The organism is Bacillus sp. N5-665, from assembly GCF_022637375.2.
GTDB lineage: Bacteria > Bacillota > Bacilli > Bacillales > Bacillaceae_G > Bacillus_A > Bacillus_A wiedmannii.
In genome coordinates this window covers 886,747-905,732 of sequence record NZ_CP093325.1, presented here as the reverse complement: position 1 = coordinate 905,732, position 18,986 = coordinate 886,747, and the positions used below count along the sequence as shown (strand labels likewise).

The following is an 18,986-nucleotide window of genomic DNA, read 5'->3' as shown; positions in this document are numbered from 1 at the left end:
TTTATAAAATATCTTGTCGAAACTTGTTGTTTTTTATTATATGGGCTATTTTTTAAAAAATCAATAGTTTTATTTTTTCTGACAAAAAAATATAGGGAGAAAATTTTCCCTCCCTATAACTGATTTATTAAAATGTCTAATTCCTCAGATGTAACGCTCCGCCATTTTCCCACTTCAAGATCGTCTAGCTCTATATTCAGAATACGAACCCGCTTTAGCTTTGTTACAGTAAACCCGAAAGCACGGCTCATTCTACGAATTTGTCTGTTCATTCCTTGCGTTAAAACAATGCGAAATGTAGATTGATCCATTCTCGTCACTTTACAAGGCTTCGTCATTCCATCTTTAATCTTTACACCGCTGGACATCTCATCAATAAACCAATCTGTAAACGGCTTATCAACCGTAACGATGTATTCTTTCTCGTGCTCATGATCACCGTGTAAAATTTGATTTGCAATCCCACCGTCATTCGTTAATAAGATTAGTCCTTCCGACGCTTTATCTAATCGCCCAACAGGAAAGATACGCTCTGGGTAATTGATATAATCGATAATATTATCTTCAATATGCTCGGCTGCTGTACAAGTAATACCAACTGGTTTATGAAAGGCAATATACACCTTTTCCTTCTCTTCTTTTGCAATAACCTGTCCATCAATCGTTACCACATCACCATCGCTCACGAGTGCACCGTGCGTACATATTTCGCCGTTAATAGCCACGCGTCCGGCTTTAATGAGACGGTCTGTTTCGCGTCTTGAGCAAGATTTTGCTTCGCTTATGTATTGGTTGATTTTCATAGCTTATTCCTTTTCCTATATATTAAAAGCGTCAATCTATGGCAATATCACTCTGCCACGATTGACGCTCGTTTACTTCGCAAAAACAACTAAATAAATAACCCCAATCACCAAAAATATTCCGCAACAAGCTAACAATACTTTTGCAAGTTTGTCCATAAACATATAATGGTTCCCCTTTGTTTCGTTGTTTGCTATTTTAATTCGACAACTGTTACGCCTAGGCCTCCCTCGCCCATGTCACCGTAGCGGTAGTTTTTCACACCGCGATGCTTCTTCAAGTAATCTTGTACACCTTGTCGAAGCGCTCCTGTTCCTTTACCGTGAATAATTGATACGCGCGGATAGCTTGCAAGCTGTGCATCATCTAAATATTTTTCAACGCGCATCATTGCATCTTCATAACGTTCACCGCGAAGATCAAGCTCTAACGAAACGTGATAATCTCTACCCTTCACACTTGCGACCGCTTTTTTCTCAGTTTGCTTCGGTGTATTAATGTATTCCATATTGGATTCTTTCACTTTCATCTTCAGAATACCAATTTGTACGCTCCACTCTGTATCACTTACCTTTTCAAGTAATTGACCTTTTTGACCAAACGTTAACACTTTTACTTCATCACCTGCGCGTAATTGTTGTTTTGGCGCTGTGTTTTTCACGTTTACTTTTTGTTTCTTCACAAGCTCTGGCGCCGTACCTTCTAGACGGCTCTTTGCTTCAATAAGCTCATGGTCTTTCACGTTTATAAGCTGTGCTTTACGCAATTGACGAAGTTCTCGAATAATGCCTTCTGCTTCTTTCTTTGCAGCTTCGACTTTTTCTTCCCCTTCTTTTTGCGCTTTTAATAATTTTTCATCGCGCTCATCATTAAATTCAATAATTTGACGCTGTAATTCGCGATGCAGTTTTTCAGATTGCTTGCGAAGTGCTTCTGCTTCGTTCCAGTCACGCTCTGCATTCTTTTGACTTTCTTCTAACTTCGCAATCATATTTTCAATTTTGTTTGTATCTGTACTAATGTGGTTACGAGCTTGATCAATCACGCGATCAGATAATCCAAGGCGCTTCGAAATTTCAAAGGCATTACTACGTCCTGGTACACCGATTAATAATTTATACGTTGGGCTTAATGTATTCACGTCGAACTCAACGCTCGCATTAATAACTTTCTCACGGTTATATCCGTATGCTTTTAATTCTGGGTAATGCGTCGTAGCAACAACGCGAGCACCACGATTACATACTTCATCTAAAATTGAAATTGCTAATGCAGCCCCTTCTTGCGGGTCTGTTCCAGCACCTAATTCATCGAATAGAACTAAGCTTTCAAAATCAGCTTTTTCTAAAATATCAACAATGTTCACCATATGTGAGGAGAACGTACTTAAACTTTGTTCAATCGATTGCTCATCACCGATATCGGCAAAGATATTTTTAAATACACAAATCTCTGACTCATCCATTACTGGAATGTGAAGGCCAGATTGCGCCATTAATACACAAATACCAACTGTTTTCAGCGTAACTGTTTTACCACCTGTATTCGGTCCTGTGATAACAATTGTCGTGAAATCTTTACCTAACATAATGTTATTTGGCACGATAATTTCTGGATCAATAAGCGGATGACGTGCTTGTCTTAAATCCATATAGCGCTCGTTATTTACAATTGGCTTCGTTGCTTTAATTCGCTTCGCATAAAAAGCTTTCGCAAAGATGAAGTCAAGATTCGCAACTACTTCTACGTTAGATAAAACGATATCCGCTTCTACTGCCACTTCTTCTGTTAACATCAATAAGATGCGTTCGATTTCTTGTTTTTCTTTCACTCGTGCTTCTTGAAGCGCGTTATTTAACTCTACAATGACTTGTGGTTCAATAAATAACGTTTGCCCAGAAGCTGATTGATCATGGACAATACCGCCATATACACCGCGGTATTCTTGTTTTACTGGGATTACGTAACGTTCGTTACGAATCGTTACAATCGCGTCAGACAACATCTTTTGCGCGTTGGAAGAACGCGTCATGTTTTCTAACTTTTCACGAATACGACTTTCCGCAGTACGAATTTGAGTACGAATACCACGCAGTTTATCACTTGCGCTATCGACTACTTCACCGCCATCACCAATACAATTTGTAATTTTCTTTTCTAAATCATATAAAGATACAATTTGAGCGACATGAGTTTCTAAAATTGGAAGCTCCACACCATTATCAACCATATCTTCGATGAAACGTTTCATATTACGACTACCGTACATTGTATTTGCAATATCAAGTAGTTCGTTCGGACTTAACATACTTCCAATCTTTGCACGCTTCACATTTGAGCGAATATCCGTAATACCACCTAATGGTGCACTACCTTTTAAGCGAATGACTTTCGCTGCTTCATCCGTTGTATCTTGCATTTCTACAATTTCTTCAAAATCAGTGCTTGGCACTAAATGCTTCACTTTGTCACGGCCAAGTGAAGAGGCTGTATGTTCAAGTAATTGTTCTTTTACTTTATTGTATTCTAATACACGCAACGTTCTTTCTAACATGTTGCAGGTCCCCCTTGTGTTACTTATTACGTTTAATATAATCTAATAAACGTTCAATATCCCACGTGTTAATCACGTTATCTTTTTGAATCCAACCTTTACGTGCTGCTGCTACACCTGTTTCCATATCTTCTAACATTTCAAGCGTATGAGCATCCGTATTAATCGCTACTTTCACACCAGCATCTTGTGCTTGTTTTAATAATTTCGCGCTTAAATCTAGACGGTTTGGATTCGCATTTAATTCTAAAACTGTATTTGTTTCTTTTGCGAGCTCGATTAATAAATCTGTATCCACATCATAGCCCTCGCGGCGTCCAAGAAGACGTCCTGTCGGATGAGCAATCATTGTGACATGCTTATTCTCTAGCGCAGCACGAAGACGTTTCATAATCGTTTCACGGTCTTGTGAGAAGCTAGAGTGAATCGCTCCAATGACATAATCTAATTCTGCTAATACTTCATCGTCAAAATCAAGTGTTGCATCCGGTAAAATATCCATTTCAATTCCGCGTAAAATTGTAATGTCTGGATACTTTTCGTTCATACGTTCAATTTCTTTCGCTTGTTCACGAAGGCGCTCTTTCGTTAAACCGTTCGCTACTTTCAAGTATTGTGAGTGATCTGTAATCGCCATAAACTTATATCCACGAGCACGACACGCTTGTACCATCTCTTCAATGGAAAAAGCACCGTCACTCCATGTTGTATGCATATGTAAATCACCTTGTATGTCAGAGAACTGAATTAAGTTTGGATACTCTTTAATTAATTCAATTTCTTTTCCATCTTCACGCACTTCTGGTGGGATAAATGGAAGACCGAAATGAGCGAAGAACTCCTCTTCTGTTTCAAATGTTCTCACTTCACCTGTTTCTAAGTTTTCTACACCGTACTCACTAATTTTCTCGCCTCTATCTTTCGCGATTTGGCGCATTTTTACGTTATGGTCTTTTGATCCTGTGAAATGATGAAGAGTTGTAATAAATTCTTCAGGTTTTACTAAGCGGAAATCGATTGAAATATCATATTCATATTGAAGACGAACAGAAACTTTCGTATCTCCACTTGCGATTACTTCAATCATATTATCAAATTGCAGTAAATGCTCACGTACTGCAGCTGGTTCTGACGTTGCAATGATAAAGTCTAAATCTTTCACTGTTTCACGAACACGGCGCAAACTACCAGCACGAGAGAAACGAATTACTTCAGCAATATTCGACAATTTCTCCTCTATTTCCCCGGCAATAGGCAATACCATTGCGATTGGTAAACGCTCTGGACGAGATCCTACTTGATCGATTGCTTCTAATATTTTCTCTTCTGTCTTCTTACCGAAACCTGCTAAAGCTTGTACTTTATTTTCCTCACAAACCGCTTTTAGCGATTCCATATCAACAACACCAAGTTCTTTATATAACTTAGCCACCTTTTTACCACCAAGTCCTGGCAATTTTAATAACGGTAATAAGCTACTTGGCACTTCTTTCTCAAGCTCTTGTAATACTTCAGATGTTCCCGATTCTATATATTCTTGAATAACTGCCGCTGTTCCTTTTCCAATGCCCGGAATCTTCGTAAAATCTTCAATTTCAGAAAGACTGCGATCGTCACTTTCTAACGCTGCCGCCGCCTTACGAAATGCAGATATTTTAAATGGATTCGCGCCCTTTAGTTCCATAAAAAGCCCAATTGTCTCTAGTAATTTAATAACTTGTTTTTTATTTACTTTCATCATTACCCCGCCTTTCTTTCATAGAAAAAAACTCCTCTTTCCGAAAAAAGAGAAGTTATACTCTGCTACCTGTCTGCCATAGTTCCTTCACCTTTTCAGAAAGAATCGGTGTATCGTCTACAATTATTTTGCTAATTGATGATTTTTGTAATGGTGTTTGTATTTGTTCAATTGGAAGAATGTTTCCAACGATAATTAAAACAAACAAAATAATATATACTTCTAAAAATCCGAGAATTGCCCCCGCAAACGCATTGACTTGCTTTAAAACCGGTATTTCTGCAAACATATTTAACAAATTACCAAGTAATGAAAGTGCAATTTTTGTAATAATAAACAATATGATAAACGCTAGTGCTTGATAAAATACTGTTTCAATATTATTTGCATCAATCCATTCTGGAACAGATACGTTTTTATCAAATGGATACGGAATAAATTTCGCAAGTGCTGGCGCTAAATCTTTACAGTACCAGTATGCAACAAGGTATGCGATAATAAAGCTTGTTAACTTTACAAGTTGCAGAATAAACCCTCTGCGTAAGCCGAGGAAAAATCCCATAACAAGCAGTAAAATGATAATAATATCAATCATGTTATTCCATTCCTTTTTTTGTCATACTTTCTTTCAATTTCTCATGTTCTTCTTTTAATTTTATGTAATCGTGTATGACGTTTACTGCCGTCAATACCGCTAGTCTACTCGTGTCAAGCGAAGGATTCTTGGCATTGAGTTCGCGCATTTTATCATCCACAATCGCTGCTACCATGCGGATATGACTTGTACTTTCATCGCCAACAACTGAATATTGTTGACCATAGATTTCTACATTAATTCGACTTTTCTTTCCCTTTTGTTGTGACAACTCACCGGCCTCCAATCACGTACAGAATCCTAAAGTTTATCATACCATGAACCATCATATTATGGAAACAGAAAGAACAATCCGATATGATAAAAATAACAATATAAAAAAAGGAGCGACCATCTTGTCAAATTCTATCGTAATACAAACAAGTTCTACAGTAATTGAAGACATGAAACAACAATATAAACAAGCGCTTAGCCCAAAAATCCCACAAGGCGGGATCTTCATGGCAAAGGTGCCATCTTGCACGATTACAGCTTATAAATCTGGAAAAGTAATGTTCCAAGGAGGCCGTGCTGAAGCAGAAGCTTCTCGTTGGCAAACTGTCTCTCAAACACCGAAAACAGCTGTAAAAAAATCTGTCGATTCACACCGTTATGCACCCCCTGCTTCCATCGGTACAATGTCTATCGTAGGGTCAGATGAAGTTGGTACTGGTGATTTCTTCGGACCGATGACAGTAGTTGCTGTATATGTGGATGCGAAGCAAATCCCACTGTTAAAAGAACTTGGTGTAAAAGACTCTAAAAACTTAAATGACGATCAAATTACTGCCATTGCAAAACAACTTCTACACGTTGTTCCTTACAGCTCTCTTGTCCTTCATAATGAAAAATATAACGAGCTATTTGATAAAGGAAACAACCAAGGTAAGTTAAAAGCTTTACTACATAATAAAGCTATTACAAACTTATTAGCTAAAATTGCACCTACAAAGCCTGAAGGCGTCTTAATCGATCAATTCACACAACCAGATACATACTATAAATATTTAGCAAAGCAAAAGCAGGTACAGCGTGAAAATGTTTACTTCGCGACGAAAGGCGAAAGCGTCCATTTAGCAGTAGCCGCTGCTTCTATTTTAGCTCGCTACTCATTCGTAAAACAGTTTGACGAATTAAGCAAAAAAGCTGGTATGTCACTTCCAAAAGGTGCTGGTAAACAAGTCGATATCGCCGCTGCTAAATTAATTCAAAAGCTTGGTAAAGAACGATTACCTGAGTTTGTGAAAATGCATTTCGCTAATAAGGAGAAGGCCTTTCGCTTATTAAAATAGTATCGACAAAAACAGGAGGCTACAAACTCCTGTTTTTTTGTTTCCCTACTATTATCCTTATAATTTTGTTACAATTAAAATATACAGATTATTCTAACACAGGAGGAGATTCCCATTGCTACTTCTACAAATGATTCTAAATATTTTACTAGGCGATCCACACGAAAGACAGTTTGAAATTAGAGAAAACATTCAGCTACTAAGTGAACAACGAGAATTCAACGATTTAATAGAGCGCTATGGCCGATCTTTCTTATTAAACTTTCGGATTCGAAGATTTATCGGGAAACACGATGCCCGCTTGTTAATACATAATCCAGCAAAACTACAACACTTCTGTGAGGAACTTGAATGTATGATTAGAAGAAAAAGATTGTTTACATAAGGAGGGAATTCATATGAACGCTTTAAAAGTTAAAAAGTTATTATATGTTTTCGTACACCTCGTAGGCCCACTTTCTTACCTGACTATTTCTACCATTTGGGGAGCTTTTTTCACTTCTAAATCCACATTCGAAAATATATCTGATAATCTTGGTGTGATGGCCATCTATTACGTGCTCATGAGCTTACTGTGGTTTTTCTATTTAGATCGATTAGACAAAGATGTAGATAAAATTACAAAAGAGATTAATGATAATAAGGTGTAATACATATAAAAAAAGGAGAGCCGCCAAGACTCTCCTTTTTTATGTTAGCTTCTTTTCTGCTTCTTATTTGATGAAGATACTTTATGAGAACCTGTTTCATGTGTCGTCGTTCCTTGTCCTTCTACTTCTGGAGAACCTAGGCTTGATCTTGAATGATCTTTTTTTACTTTTTTACTCATTTATATTCACCCCTTCGCGTTACTTTTTGCTACGAGGTAATAAACTATGCAAACAAAAAAGCGAGAGGAAACCCTCTCGCTTTTTCATATCTTAAAACTCAGAAGAACCTGGAGTTCTTGGGAATGGAATTACGTCACGGATGTTAGCCATGCCAGTGATGTACATTAAGAAGCGCTCAAAACCTAGACCGAATCCAGCGTGTTTTGTACCGCCGTATTTTCTAAGTTCTAAGTACCACCAGTAGTCCTCTTCGTTCATACCTAATTCTTTAATTCTGTCTACTAAAACGTCCATTCTTTCTTCACGTTGGCTTCCGCCGATTAATTCGCCGATGCCAGGAACTAGAAGGTCAGTAGCAGCTACTGTTTTTCCATCTTCATTCATACGCATGTAGAACGCTTTAATGTCTTTTGGATAGTCAGTTACGAATACAGGGCGTTTGAAAATTTCTTCTGATAAGTATCTTTCGTGCTCTGTTTGTAAGTCAATACCCCATTCTACTGGATATTTGAAGTCAGCACCTGACTCTTGAAGCACTTTAATTGCTTCTGTATATGTGATACGACCGAAGTCAGAGTTGATTACGTTGTTCATGCGCTCAAGAACTGTTTTATCAACGAAGCTGTTGAAGAATTCCATTTCTTCTGGTGCATGCTCTAGTACGTATTTCATTGCATATTTCAGCATATCTTCTGTAAGATCCATTACGTCGCCTAATTCAGCGAATGCAATCTCCGGCTCAACCATCCAGAACTCAGCTGCGTGGCGAGTTGTGTTTGAGTTTTCTGCACGGAATGTAGGTCCGAATGTGTATACGTCACGGAATGCTAATGCATAAGCTTCAGCGTTCAGCTGTCCACTTACTGTTAAGTTTGTTTCTTTGCCGAAGAAGTCTTTTGATTCATCAACTTGTCCGTCTTCACCTTTTGGTACGTTGTTTAAATCTTGCGTTGTTACGCGGAACATTTCGCCTGCACCTTCTGTATCACTACCAGTGATGATTGGTGTGTGAACATGTACGAATCCACGCTCTTGGAAGAACTGGTGAATCGCAAATGCTGCGACAGAACGTACACGGAACGTTGCAGAGAATGCATTTGTTCTTGGACGTAAGTGAGCAATTGTACGTAAGTATTCAAACGTGTGACGTTTCTTTTGAAGTGGGTAATCAGAATCTGATAAGCCCTCGATATCAATTTTTTCTGCTTTAATTTCAAATGGTTGCTTCGCTCCAGGCGTTGCAATTACTGTACCTTCTACTTTAACTGAAGAGCTAAGTGGAAGTTTTGCAATTTCTTTGAAGTTTTCTAACTCTGTATCGAAAACGATTTGAACGCTTTTGAAAAAGCTACCGTCGTTTAATTCGATGAAACCAAATGCTTTTGAATCACGTAAGTTACGAATCCACCCTGATACTTGTACTGTTTGACCTGCGTATTTATCTGTATCTCTATACAGACTTTTTACTAATGTGTTTTCCATAGTGAAATTCTCCTTTGCACATATATTTAAATACAAAAAAACCTTTCATCCATAAAGGGACGAAAGGTTAAACTTCGCGGTACCACCCAATTTGTCATAAAGACCAACTTTAACTCGTATGTAATACATACTTCCCGGTTTGTAACAGGCCGGATTCCCGTCTAAGCCTACTCTTGAATACAAGTTTCAATTTCGGTTAGCAACTCCAAGGTGTTCTTCACATATACCGCCTCATCAGGCTCTCACCGTCCCTGACTCGCTTTGGATTATAGTATATACTACTTTTCCTTATCATCGTCTTTCATTTTGTTAAACTAAAATTAATGTACTACATTCGAGAGAAAGATGCAAGATACCAAAAAATATATCAGCGATTTTTGTAACATATCGACTTACCGACAATCGTGCCATAAAAAAAAATTGCCGGACTGAATCCGGCAATCTTTTTTTACTTACGTAACTCCGCACCAAATTTCTCTTCTACCGTTGTTAATACACGGTTATGTGCTTCTGTTACTTCTTCGTCTGTTAACGTACGTTCTGCATCGAAGTAGGTCATAGAGAATGCAAGTGATTTCTTGCCTTCTTCCATTTTTTCACCTTCGTATAAGTCGAATAGCGCTACGTCTTTCAGAAGTTCTCCTCCAGCTTCAGCAATGACTTGCTTCATTTCGCCAGCTTTTGTTTCTTTCGTTACGACAACAGCCATATCACGTGTCATAGATGGGAAACGTGGGATTGCTGAGTAGTAAGTTTCTTCTGCGTCTGCACCGAATACTTTTACAAGAGATAGTTCGAATACGAATGTATTTTTCACATCTAATTGTTTTTCTGCTTCAGGGTGCAATTGACCGATGAAACCAATTACTTCGCCATCTAATACGATGTCAGCTGTACGACCTGGGTGCATACCTTCACGTTTTGCTGGTGCATAAGTGATTTGGTTTGAAACGCCAAGTACATCGAATAATCCTTCTAGTACACCTTTCAAAACGAAGAAGTCTACTACTTTCTTTTCACCTTGCCATGCATGGTGAAGAGCAAGACCTGTCATAACACCTGCAAGATGTTGTTCTTCTTTCGGAAGTTCTCCTGCTTCTGTCGGTAAGAAGACAGAACCTACTTCGTATAAAGCAACGCTATCGTTTTTACGTGCAACATTGTATGAAACTGCTTCTAGTAATTGCGGTACTAAACTTAAACGAAGTTGGCTACGCTCTTCACTCATTGGAAGTGCAAGATTTACAGGAGCTTTTTCATTTGGCTCAACCATATATTGTTTCGCTTTATCAGTGCTTGTTAATGAATATGTGATTGCTTCATATAAACCAGCACCTTCTAAGAAGCGACGTACTTTACGACGTTTCGTTTGTGCTGCTGTTAATTTACCACGAGTCATCGTTCCAGAAGGTAATGTAACTGGAATGTGGTCATAACCGTATAGGCGGCCCACTTCTTCTACTAAGTCTTCTGAAATTGTAATGTCAGGACGACGTGCTGGTACATTTACATGGAATGTCCCTTCTACTTCTGTGAATGGGAATTTCAAGTTTGTGAACATTGTACCCATTTCACTTGCAGAAATATCTGTACCTAATACACGATTTACTTTTTCAGCAGTAACAGATACTGTACGCTCTTGTACTTGTAAGTTGTCAGCTTCTACTACACCTTCAAGTGCTTCTCCACCAGCGTATTTCGCCATTAAAGCAGCTGCGTGTTGAATTGCTTCAAATGTACGTGTTGGGTCGATTCCTTTTTCAAAACGTGCACTTGATTCACTGCGAAGACCTAAGTCTTTTGATGTACGGCGTACTGTTTGACCTGCAAAGTATGCAGATTCAATCAAAACATTTACTGTCTCATTTGTAACTTCAGAATCCGCTCCGCCCATTACACCAGCAACAGCTAAAGCTTTTGTTCCGTTTGTAATTACAAGGTGGTGGCTTTGTAACGTACGCTCTTGATCATCTAACGTTTCAATTTTTTCGCCTTCTTTTGCAAGACGAACAACGATTTCTTTTGAACCTAATTTATCGTAATCGAATGCATGTAACGGTTGACCGTATTCCATTAAAATGTAGTTTGTAATATCAACTACATTGCTAATCGGACGAATGCCAGCTGCCATAAGGCGCGTTTGCATCCACATTGGTGATGGACCAATCTTTACGTTCTTCACCATTTTTGCAATATATAATGGGTTTTCTTCTTTCGCTTCTACACTTACAGAAATGTAATCAGAAGTTTTTTCTGCTGTTTCTTGTAAGCTGATAGCTGGAAGTTTTACTTCACGACCATAAATAGCAGCGACTTCATATGCAACACCTAGCATGTTTAAGCAATCTGCACGGTTTGGTGTTAAACCAAGCTCAAGTACTTCATCATGTAAGTTTAAAATTTCAAGTGCGTCTGCACCAACTTCAGCGTCACTCGGGAAGATGAAGATACCGTCTGCATATTCTTTTGAAACTAACTTTCCATCAATGCCAAGCTCTTGAAGCGCACAAACCATACCGTGAGAAGCTTCACCACGTAGTTTTGCCTTTTTAATTTTGAAGTTGCCAGGAAGTACAGCACCAACTTTTGCAACTGGTACTTTTAAACCTTTTGCAATGTTAGCAGCTCCACAAATAATTTGAACTGGCTCTTCTTCACCGATATCGATTAAGCATTTGCTTAATTTATCAGCTTCTGGGTGTTTTTCACATTCTAATACGTGACCAACTACAACACCTTTTACACCTTTATTTAATACTTCAACACCTTCTACTTCAATACCACTTTTCGTGATTTTGTCTGCTAGTTCTTGTGCTGTTACATCTTTAATATCTACATACTCTTGTAACCAACGATATGATACGAACATACTTATCCTCTCCTTCCCTTACGCTCGTTTGAATTGTTGTAAGAAACGTACATCATTTGTATAGAAATGACGAATGTCATCTACGCCGTATTTCAACATTGCGATACGCTCTGCGCCCATACCGAATGCGAAACCTTGATATTCTTTTGAATCATAACCAGCCATTTCAAGTACGTTCGGATGAACCATACCTGCGCCTAAAATTTCGATCCAGCCAGTTCCTTTACAAGTGCCGCAACCTTTGCCGTGACACATCATACAAGAAATATCCATCTCTACAGATGGCTCTGTGAATGGGAAGAAACTTGGACGAAGACGGATTTCACGATCTTCACCGAACATCTTTTTCACGAATACTTGCAGTGTACCTTTTAAGTCACTCATGCGAATGTTTTTATCAATTACAAGACCTTCAATTTGCATGAACTGGTGTGAATGCGTCGCATCATCGTCATCACGGCGATACACTTTACCAGGACAAATAATTTTAATTGGGCCTTTTTCTTTATTATTTTCCATCGTACGTGCTTGCACAGAAGATGTATGTGTACGTAGTAACGTTTCTTCTGTAATGTAGAATGTATCTTGCATATCACGCGCTGGGTGATCTTTCGGTAAGTTTAATGCTTCGAAGTTGTAGTAGTCTTTTTCTACTTCTGTTCCTTCAGCTACTTCATAACCCATACCGATGAATACATCTTCAATTTGTTCAACAACAGCTGTTAACGGATGGTGACAACCTGTTTCAACAGGACGGCCTGGTAGTGTAACATCAATTGTTTCCGTAGCCAATTTCGCTTCAATTACTGCTTTTTCTAAGTTACCAATTTTGTCTTCTAAACGCGTTTGGATCGCTTCACGTACTTCATTTACTAATGCTCCCATACGTGGACGCTCTTCTGCTGATAATTTTCCCATGCCGCGTAATACTTCTGTAATTGGACCTTTTTTCCCTAAATACGCTACGCGTACGTCGTTTAAGCCCTTTAGCTCTTTCGCTTCTTCAATAAGCTCTAACGCTTTTTGTTTTAGCTCTTTTAAACGTGCTTCCATTTGGAACCCTCCTAATTTTAAAAATAAAAAAACCTCGCTCCCAAAAAGGGACGAGGTAAATTCGCGGTACCACCCTAAATTGACAGACCAGGTCTGCCCACTCATTAGTTATAACGATCAATTCTGACCGGAACGCCTTTACATATATATGGTCCTGGCGTCAACTCCAGAGGTGAATTCACTTCCGTCTACCATAAGAATACTTTCAGTCTAAGGCATTCTCTCCCTTTATGGCGATTTTGTAAGTTACTCTTCTCTATCAACGTTTTTCGTTATTTAACTTTTAATATAATATACTTCAACTTATTATAAGAAGTTTTTTATTTGTTCGCAACTGGGCTTTGCAAATAATACGTTAAAATCCCTGCTGCAACCGCAACATTTAATGATTCTGCCCCGCCGTAAATCGGAATATACAAGTTTTGATCACTTTTTGCAAGAATTTCTTCGCTTACGCCACTTCCTTCATTTCCTACAATTAATGCAAAACTACCAGCTGGTGTTACTTCACCATATGGAACTCCATTTTCAAGAGCGGTTCCATATACAGGAACGTTATTTTCTTTTAACTTGTCTACCCACTCTTCTAAGTTCCCTTTTACAACTGGTAAATGGAAAATAGAACCTTGTGTAGAACGAAGCACTTTACTATTATATGCATCAACGCATCCTTCTCCAAGCACAACAGCATGAATACCAGCTGCATCAGCTGTACGAATAATTGTCCCTAAGTTGCCCGGGTCTTGAAGACCATCTAATAAAAGAAACTTTCCATCTGCAAGAGCTACTTCACTCTCGTGTTTCTCACAAACAGCAAATACCCCTTGCGTCGTTTCTGTTTCACGGAGTACTTTTACGATTGCTTCAGGTACGATATACATTTCCACATCATTAACTGTCCAATCTTTCGGAAGATCTGTCTGATCAGAAACGATAAGTTCTGTTACAACTCCTGCTTTTAAAGCTTCCTCCACTAAGTGGAATCCTTCTACAAAAAATAAACCTTTTTTATCGCGCTCTTTTTTCGTCTGCAGCTTTTTCCACTGCTTCACACGCGGATTTTGCACTGAATCAATGTTTTTCATAATATGTATTTCCCTCTCTTCTTGTCTTATCATTATAGCCTATTTTTCATACATATTTACATAAAAAAGAACAAAAACTAACGTCAGTTTCAATTCTGAAGAAGAGGTGAAGATAATGAGTTTTAATTTACGCGGTGCTGTATTAGCGAATGTATCTGGAAATTCACAAGATCAATTACAAGAAACGATTGTCGATGCAATTCAAAGCGGTGAAGAAAAAATGCTTCCAGGTCTTGGCGTTTTATTCGAAGTCATTTGGAAAAATGCTGATGAAAATGAAAAACACGAAATGTTAGGAACACTGGAGCAAGGATTAAAAAAATAAACAATAAAAGGTCACCTTAGAAAAAAAACTAAGGTGACCTTTTATGTCTATAAAATTTTTCTTCTCCTAAACATTTCTACTTTACTAACGCTATCCCGATGGAGTACAATGTTCAAAATACATTTAAACCGATCGATTTTCTTATAGACACCATTAGATAAAAAGGAGTGAATGTTTTATGCAACGTATTACGCTTGAACAAGTTTTTAAACATCACATTACACAAAAATATGTAAACCGTTCTGGAATGGTCCACGCGATTGCTGTCGCTTACCATGCGTTTCACTTAGCGAAAAAGCATCATGCCTCAGTCGATGCTGCAACAAAAGCTGGTTTCCTTCATGATATCGGACATCACACATGGTACAGCGAGGGAGAATGGGACTATGACTTGTATAAAAAGAATGATATACATGCAATTAAAGGAGCAGAAAGAGCTCATAAATTGCTTATTAGATTAGGAGAACATCCGAAACTAGCAAAAGAAATTTCTATCGCGATTCTTCTTCATACAGATTCTTTCTTAGTACAGCAAGAAATTGAAAGGACATCTCTTCAAAACATTATTAAATGGGCAGACGAAGCAGATGAAGAAGCAGGCGGAGCACACCATTATAGAACGATTTCTTATGAAAAAGCACTTAAAGCTATTCAGCAGTTAGACCGATTGGTAGAACGTGAATTACAAATAGAGCAATCAAAATCGAATAACAAGATAGAACATAGTTATCAATGAGAAAGAGGCATCACTATAGGGTGATACCTCTTTTATTATTTTATGGAAAATACACCTTTATATGTAATATTTAAATATTACATATAAAAACAAAATACTTTATAATTAAATATACAAATATAAAGAGGTGATTTTATAAATGCAACCCGCTACACAACTTTCTAATGAACAGAAATACTCTATGTCATGGGGACAATTTATTAGCTCAGTTTTATTCGCTTTTTTCGGAACCGGACTTATTACTGTGTTCCTCGCAATGCCCTTAACAATTTATACAGCCGGTCTTACAGATAAAAAACAAATTGCCCTGTATGAATCTATCGTAAATACTGCAAGTATCGTATTACAACTAGCCGTGTTGTTATTCTTCATTTTTAAATTCGAACCCGCAAAAAAATTACTACTAAAATCTTTTAACTTTAAAGCACTTAAAGAATGGCGTACATACGTATACTTACTTCTTTTCTTCACTATAAACATTATACTCAATTACATCTTGTTAAATTATATGTTCCAAGACGCAACAAAGCAGCAATCTTCCGCACTTAACTTAGACGTTTTTAAGCAGTATCAAATATTATTACTTCTCGGCTTCGCAATACTCACACCAATTTTTGAAGAACTTATTTTCCGTGGCTTTATACTTGGCTTCTTCTCAGAGCGATTTCCATTTTGGATTGCAGCCATCATAACAAGTTTCTTCTTCGGTATCGCTCATACATACTCACTTGGAGTCATGGTAATTACTTTCTTCATGGGATTATTAATGGCTATTTTATGTAAAAAAACAAAATCCATTATTCCAGCTATGTTATTTCATATTATGAATAATATGTTGGCATTCTTGAGTTAAAAAGAGGTATCATCGCGATACCTCTTTTATTAATTCGTATTGTTACTTCTCATTTCTATCAATTTATACATATTTATTAATAATATCCAAAATAAACCTCATGTAGTAAAATATAACTGATTACATAGAAGGAGACTATATATGTTGAGCTTACTTTGGGTTGTTTATATGCCACTTCTTGTTTTATGCGGATTTTTCGGTGGTATCTTTTTAATTGTTATTAGCATGAAACATCGTAAATTATTTGTTGGTTTAATGGGGCTACTTAGCTTCTCCTTTGTCACACTACCTTTTGTTTTTTGGGGCATGGGAGTGGATAGCAATACAATCCTCCCTATTTCAACAACTTTATATTGGATACTGTTTTCTTTAACTGGATTATTAGCAGGGGTAAGTGGAGTCCAAGCCAAAATTAAAAGTATACGTAATATGGGATTCATTATTTTTATCGCTGGTATATTAGGGGTTATCTTCTGGTTACTCATGACTGTAGGTGATTCATACTATATATAATATTTTTTAGAAACGCATAAATCGGAGGTAATACAAAAGTGTTCGGAATATTAACTTGGTTGGTTGTGGCTCTTACTTTGATGTTATGCCAATTCATCGTTGGCATTTTTTTAATTATTGCTGGTATTAAATGTCGTAAATCACTTACTATTATGGCTGGTTTCATTAGCATATCGCTTATTGTTGTTCCTATCCTTTGTATAGGTTCTGGAATAGATTTAGAGGGGATGGTTCCAATTTCGGGAACTTTATATTGGTGTTTCTTCTCTTTGGCTGGACTATTAGCTATTATAAGTGGCAGACAAATATCAAGTATTCGTGCTTTGGGAATGGTTTTGTTTATAACAGGATTGTGCTCCGTAACTGGTTATCATTTTTTATATTTAACTCTTTAAAAAGACAAAAAAGCAGGGAAATTAATTCCCTGCTTTTCTATTTGGTTTATTGCCTGAAGGTAAGAAGAACGATAACACCCAAGCAATACCAGCTAATATTGTCGCAATTAAGAAGGCATCGTTAATACCGTTAATTGCAGATAGTTTTGAAATTTGTCCAAATAATAGTTGCGTGCTCATCGCATCTCCTGCTTGAGCTGATCCAGCAATCGCTGCTAAACTTTGCCCCATGCCGTGTACTTTATCAACTAAAATTGGGTTTGATATTGTTAACATATTTCCATAATCTGCTACGTGAGCAGTCGTTTGCTGCGTCATAAGTGTGATTAAAATCGCTGTTCCAATTGAACCAGCTACTTGTCTTGATGTATTTTGCGTTGCTGTACCGTGAGAAATTAATTTCATCGGCAGTGCGTTCATACCAGCTGTCATAATTGGCATCATAATGAATGACATACCAATCGAACGTATAATATAATCCGTCATAATAACGCTATATGGTGTATCCATCGATAACGTTGTGAATTCATATGTCGCAAACGTTGTAATGGCTAAACCGACAATTGCTAACGGACGAATACCATACTTATCAAATAGTTTACCTGCAATAGGTCCCATGATCCCCATAATTAATGATCCTGGAAGTAATAATAAACCTGATTCTATCGGCGTGAAACCGCGAATGTTTTGCAAGTATACTGGAAGCAATAACATACCTCCGAATAATGCCATCGTAACGATTGCATTAATTACTAAAGTGAAAGTAAATACTGGGTATTTAAACACTTGTAAATCAAGCATTTTATTGTCCGTTGTTAGCTCTCTCCAAATAAATACCGCAATACCTACTACACCAATGATAAGTGAAATAACAACCTCTGCACTAGTCCAACTATTATTTCCTGCTTCACTAAATCCGTACAATAAGCTACCTAGTCCAATACTTGAACTAACAACACCGAATACATCTAACTTCGTTTTAGATACCGGCTGAGCTAGTGTAAAGAATTTTAAAGATAGGAATGTAATAATTAAACCGATAATAAACATCGCATAGAACATTAAGTTCCAGCTATAGTTTTCAATCACCCAGCCCGTTACAGTCGGTCCGATAGCTGGTGCTAAAATCATCGCTACACCTAGTAATCCCATCGCTGCTCCGCGCTTATGAGGCGGGAATAATGTCATGAAAATATTCATACCAACCGGCATTAAAATACCTGCACCAACAGCTTGAATAACGCGGCCCGTCATCATCATTGTAAAGTTTCCTGAAATAGCACAAATGATAGATCCTACCGTGAAGAATAACATTGCCGCTACGAATAATTTACGATACGTAAATCGTGAAACTAAAAAGGCACTAATTGGTACTAAAATACCATTTACAAGCATGAAACCTGTAATTAACCATTGTGCTGTTGAAGTTGATACGTTAAATTCATTCATTAACGGAGGCAATGCAACGTTAATGATTGTTTGGTTTAAAATAGAAACGAACATACCGAGAATTAATACGGCTACAACTGCTTTTACGTTCACATTCTCTGCAGGCGTAAACATTTGTTTTTTCGGCACTTCTTTTTCTTGTTTTACTTCTTCTTGCTTTCCTGTTTCTAACTCAACTACATTAGAAATTTCTGCTTCTTGCTTTCGTTCAATTTCTTTCTCTTCTGTTTCTACCTTACTTACTTCTATTTTATTTACGGCTGGGACTTGTTCTTCTCCCACGTTCGTTTTTTTCTTTCGTAAAAGACGATTTACAAGGAAGAAGACGATTATACAAAATAGTGCATATCCTGCAATTGCAATTGAGGACATCT

General features: G+C 37.5%; 19 protein-coding genes and 3 other annotated features (1 of these 22 running past the window's edge). Of the genes, 8 read left to right on the top strand and 11 right to left on the bottom strand.

Annotated elements, in window-relative coordinates; all coding sequences use genetic code 11:
- Positions 1 to 5 (bottom strand) — a binding site (T-box leader); it reaches 246 nt to the left of the window's first position.
- A 108-nt stretch (positions 6 to 113) separates the two neighbouring features.
- The 5 genes from MNO09_RS07090 to zapA form a co-directional block, all read right to left on the bottom strand.
- A complete protein-coding gene (locus tag MNO09_RS07090) occupies positions 114 to 803 on the bottom strand; it encodes a 23S rRNA pseudouridine(2604) synthase RluF (protein WP_000700742.1) in 690 nt (229 codons plus the stop codon).
- Between the two features lie 194 nt (positions 804 to 997).
- Positions 998 to 3,358 carry an endonuclease MutS2 gene (locus MNO09_RS07085; protein WP_000893722.1) on the bottom strand — a complete coding sequence of 787 codons (2,361 nt, stop codon included), beginning with the start codon at positions 3,356 to 3,358 and terminating at the stop codon, positions 998 to 1,000.
- 19 nt (positions 3,359 to 3,377) lie between these two features.
- On the bottom strand, positions 3,378 to 5,096 hold the full coding sequence (gene polX, locus MNO09_RS07080) for a DNA polymerase/3'-5' exonuclease PolX (RefSeq protein WP_000867526.1): 1,719 nt from the start codon (positions 5,094 to 5,096) through the stop codon (positions 3,378 to 3,380).
- Between the two features lie 55 nt (positions 5,097 to 5,151).
- The gene (locus MNO09_RS07075; protein WP_000565411.1) at positions 5,152 to 5,691 is read right to left on the bottom strand and encodes a CvpA family protein; all 540 of its coding nucleotides are present in this window, start codon (positions 5,689 to 5,691) and stop codon (positions 5,152 to 5,154) included.
- Between the two features lies 1 nt (position 5,692).
- Entirely contained in the window at positions 5,693 to 5,962 is a 270-nt protein-coding gene (zapA, locus tag MNO09_RS07070) for a cell division protein ZapA (RefSeq protein ID WP_000082701.1), read from the bottom strand.
- A gap of 124 nt (positions 5,963 to 6,086) precedes the next feature.
- Here zapA and rnhC point away from each other — a divergent pair, with 124 nt between their 5' ends.
- The 3 genes from rnhC (at position 6,087) to MNO09_RS07055 (ending at position 7,672) form a co-directional block, all read left to right on the top strand.
- On the top strand, positions 6,087 to 7,022 hold the full coding sequence (gene rnhC / locus MNO09_RS07065) for a ribonuclease HIII (RefSeq protein ID WP_000071613.1): 936 nt from the start codon (positions 6,087 to 6,089) through the stop codon (positions 7,020 to 7,022).
- Positions 7,023 to 7,137: 115 nt separating this feature from the next.
- Positions 7,138 to 7,407 (top strand): hypothetical protein, encoded by a 270-nt coding sequence (locus tag MNO09_RS07060; RefSeq protein WP_000925541.1) that lies wholly within the window; start codon positions 7,138 to 7,140, stop codon positions 7,405 to 7,407.
- A 13-nt stretch (positions 7,408 to 7,420) separates the two neighbouring features.
- On the top strand, positions 7,421 to 7,672 hold the full coding sequence (locus MNO09_RS07055) for a hypothetical protein (protein WP_048562156.1): 252 nt from the start codon (positions 7,421 to 7,423) through the stop codon (positions 7,670 to 7,672).
- A 44-nt stretch (positions 7,673 to 7,716) separates the two neighbouring features.
- On the opposite strand, the gene MNO09_RS07050 is transcribed toward MNO09_RS07055, so the two are convergent.
- From MNO09_RS07050 to MNO09_RS07030, 5 genes are all read right to left on the bottom strand, one after another.
- Positions 7,717 to 7,851 (bottom strand): YuzL family protein, encoded by a 135-nt coding sequence (locus MNO09_RS07050; RefSeq protein WP_000039594.1) that lies wholly within the window; start codon positions 7,849 to 7,851, stop codon positions 7,717 to 7,719.
- Between the two features lie 91 nt (positions 7,852 to 7,942).
- Entirely contained in the window at positions 7,943 to 9,334 is a 1,392-nt protein-coding gene (gene asnS / locus MNO09_RS07045) for an asparagine--tRNA ligase (RefSeq protein WP_000432172.1), read from the bottom strand.
- A 52-nt stretch (positions 9,335 to 9,386) separates the two neighbouring features.
- Positions 9,387 to 9,638 (bottom strand) — a binding site (T-box leader).
- Between the two features lie 144 nt (positions 9,639 to 9,782).
- Complete coding sequence (gene pheT / locus MNO09_RS07040) at positions 9,783 to 12,203, bottom strand: phenylalanine--tRNA ligase subunit beta (RefSeq protein WP_241950102.1); 2,421 nt, start codon at positions 12,201 to 12,203, stop codon at positions 9,783 to 9,785.
- An 18-nt stretch (positions 12,204 to 12,221) separates the two neighbouring features.
- Positions 12,222 to 13,256 carry a phenylalanine--tRNA ligase subunit alpha gene (pheS, locus tag MNO09_RS07035; RefSeq protein ID WP_000388220.1) on the bottom strand — a complete coding sequence of 345 codons (1,035 nt, stop codon included), beginning with the start codon at positions 13,254 to 13,256 and terminating at the stop codon, positions 12,222 to 12,224.
- Positions 13,257 to 13,299: 43 nt separating this feature from the next.
- Positions 13,300 to 13,528: a binding site (T-box leader), on the bottom strand.
- 48 nt (positions 13,529 to 13,576) lie between these two features.
- The gene (locus tag MNO09_RS07030) at positions 13,577 to 14,374 is read right to left on the bottom strand and encodes a TrmH family RNA methyltransferase (RefSeq protein WP_002096285.1); all 798 of its coding nucleotides are present in this window, start codon (positions 14,372 to 14,374) and stop codon (positions 13,577 to 13,579) included.
- 82 nt (positions 14,375 to 14,456) lie between these two features.
- Here MNO09_RS07030 and sspI point away from each other — a divergent pair, with 82 nt between their 5' ends.
- The 5 genes from sspI (at position 14,457) to MNO09_RS07005 (ending at position 17,163) form a co-directional block, all read left to right on the top strand.
- Complete coding sequence (gene sspI / locus MNO09_RS07025) at positions 14,457 to 14,666, top strand: small acid-soluble spore protein SspI (RefSeq protein WP_000009511.1); 210 nt, start codon at positions 14,457 to 14,459, stop codon at positions 14,664 to 14,666.
- Between the two features lie 178 nt (positions 14,667 to 14,844).
- Positions 14,845 to 15,402, top strand: a complete 558-nt coding sequence (locus MNO09_RS07020) for an HD domain-containing protein (protein ID WP_001189001.1) — start codon at positions 14,845 to 14,847, stop codon at positions 15,400 to 15,402.
- 139 nt (positions 15,403 to 15,541) lie between these two features.
- Entirely contained in the window at positions 15,542 to 16,255 is a 714-nt protein-coding gene (locus tag MNO09_RS07015; RefSeq protein ID WP_001182116.1) for a CPBP family intramembrane glutamic endopeptidase, read from the top strand.
- Between the two features lie 141 nt (positions 16,256 to 16,396).
- Positions 16,397 to 16,768, top strand: a complete 372-nt coding sequence (locus tag MNO09_RS07010; protein WP_000950047.1) for a hypothetical protein — start codon at positions 16,397 to 16,399, stop codon at positions 16,766 to 16,768.
- A gap of 38 nt (positions 16,769 to 16,806) precedes the next feature.
- Positions 16,807 to 17,163, top strand: coding sequence for a hypothetical protein (locus MNO09_RS07005; protein ID WP_000467049.1), 357 nt, complete (start codon positions 16,807 to 16,809; stop codon positions 17,161 to 17,163).
- 21 nt (positions 17,164 to 17,184) lie between these two features.
- Here the strand turns inward: MNO09_RS07005 and MNO09_RS07000 are convergent, their stop codons facing one another.
- Positions 17,185 to 18,984: a DHA2 family efflux MFS transporter permease subunit gene (locus tag MNO09_RS07000; RefSeq protein WP_000094766.1), complete on the bottom strand. Its 1,800-nt coding sequence runs from the start codon at positions 18,982 to 18,984 to the stop codon at positions 17,185 to 17,187.
- Between the last annotated feature and the right edge of the window lie 2 nt (positions 18,985 to 18,986).

Bases quoted from the DNA above. Each gene is read 5' to 3' on its own strand.
- polX (WP_000867526.1), bottom strand. From the start codon at position 5,096: ATGAAAGTAAATAAAAAACAAGTTATTAAATTACTAGAGACAATTGGG.
- MNO09_RS07010 (WP_000950047.1), top strand. From the start codon at position 16,397: ATGTTGAGCTTACTTTGGGTTGTTTATATGCCACTTCTTGTTTTATGC.
- sspI (WP_000009511.1), top strand. From the start codon at position 14,457: ATGAGTTTTAATTTACGCGGTGCTGTATTAGCGAATGTATCTGGAAAT.
- MNO09_RS07030 (WP_002096285.1), bottom strand. From the start codon at position 14,374: ATGATAAGACAAGAAGAGAGGGAAATACATATTATGAAAAACATTGAT.
- MNO09_RS07050 (WP_000039594.1), bottom strand. From the start codon at position 7,851: ATGAGTAAAAAAGTAAAAAAAGATCATTCAAGATCAAGCCTAGGTTCT.
- pheT (WP_241950102.1), bottom strand. From the start codon at position 12,203: ATGTTCGTATCATATCGTTGGTTACAAGAGTATGTAGATATTAAAGAT.
- MNO09_RS07000 (WP_000094766.1), bottom strand. From the start codon at position 18,984: ATGTCCTCAATTGCAATTGCAGGATATGCACTATTTTGTATAATCGTC.
- MNO09_RS07015 (WP_001182116.1), top strand. From the start codon at position 15,542: ATGCAACCCGCTACACAACTTTCTAATGAACAGAAATACTCTATGTCA.
- MNO09_RS07020 (WP_001189001.1), top strand. From the start codon at position 14,845: ATGCAACGTATTACGCTTGAACAAGTTTTTAAACATCACATTACACAA.
- MNO09_RS07085 (WP_000893722.1), bottom strand. From the start codon at position 3,358: ATGTTAGAAAGAACGTTGCGTGTATTAGAATACAATAAAGTAAAAGAA.
- MNO09_RS07090 (WP_000700742.1), bottom strand. From the start codon at position 803: ATGAAAATCAACCAATACATAAGCGAAGCAAAATCTTGCTCAAGACGC.
- pheS (WP_000388220.1), bottom strand. From the start codon at position 13,256: ATGGAAGCACGTTTAAAAGAGCTAAAACAAAAAGCGTTAGAGCTTATT.
- MNO09_RS07075 (WP_000565411.1), bottom strand. From the start codon at position 5,691: ATGATTGATATTATTATCATTTTACTGCTTGTTATGGGATTTTTCCTC.
- MNO09_RS07055 (WP_048562156.1), top strand. From the start codon at position 7,421: ATGAACGCTTTAAAAGTTAAAAAGTTATTATATGTTTTCGTACACCTC.
- asnS (WP_000432172.1), bottom strand. From the start codon at position 9,334: ATGGAAAACACATTAGTAAAAAGTCTGTATAGAGATACAGATAAATAC.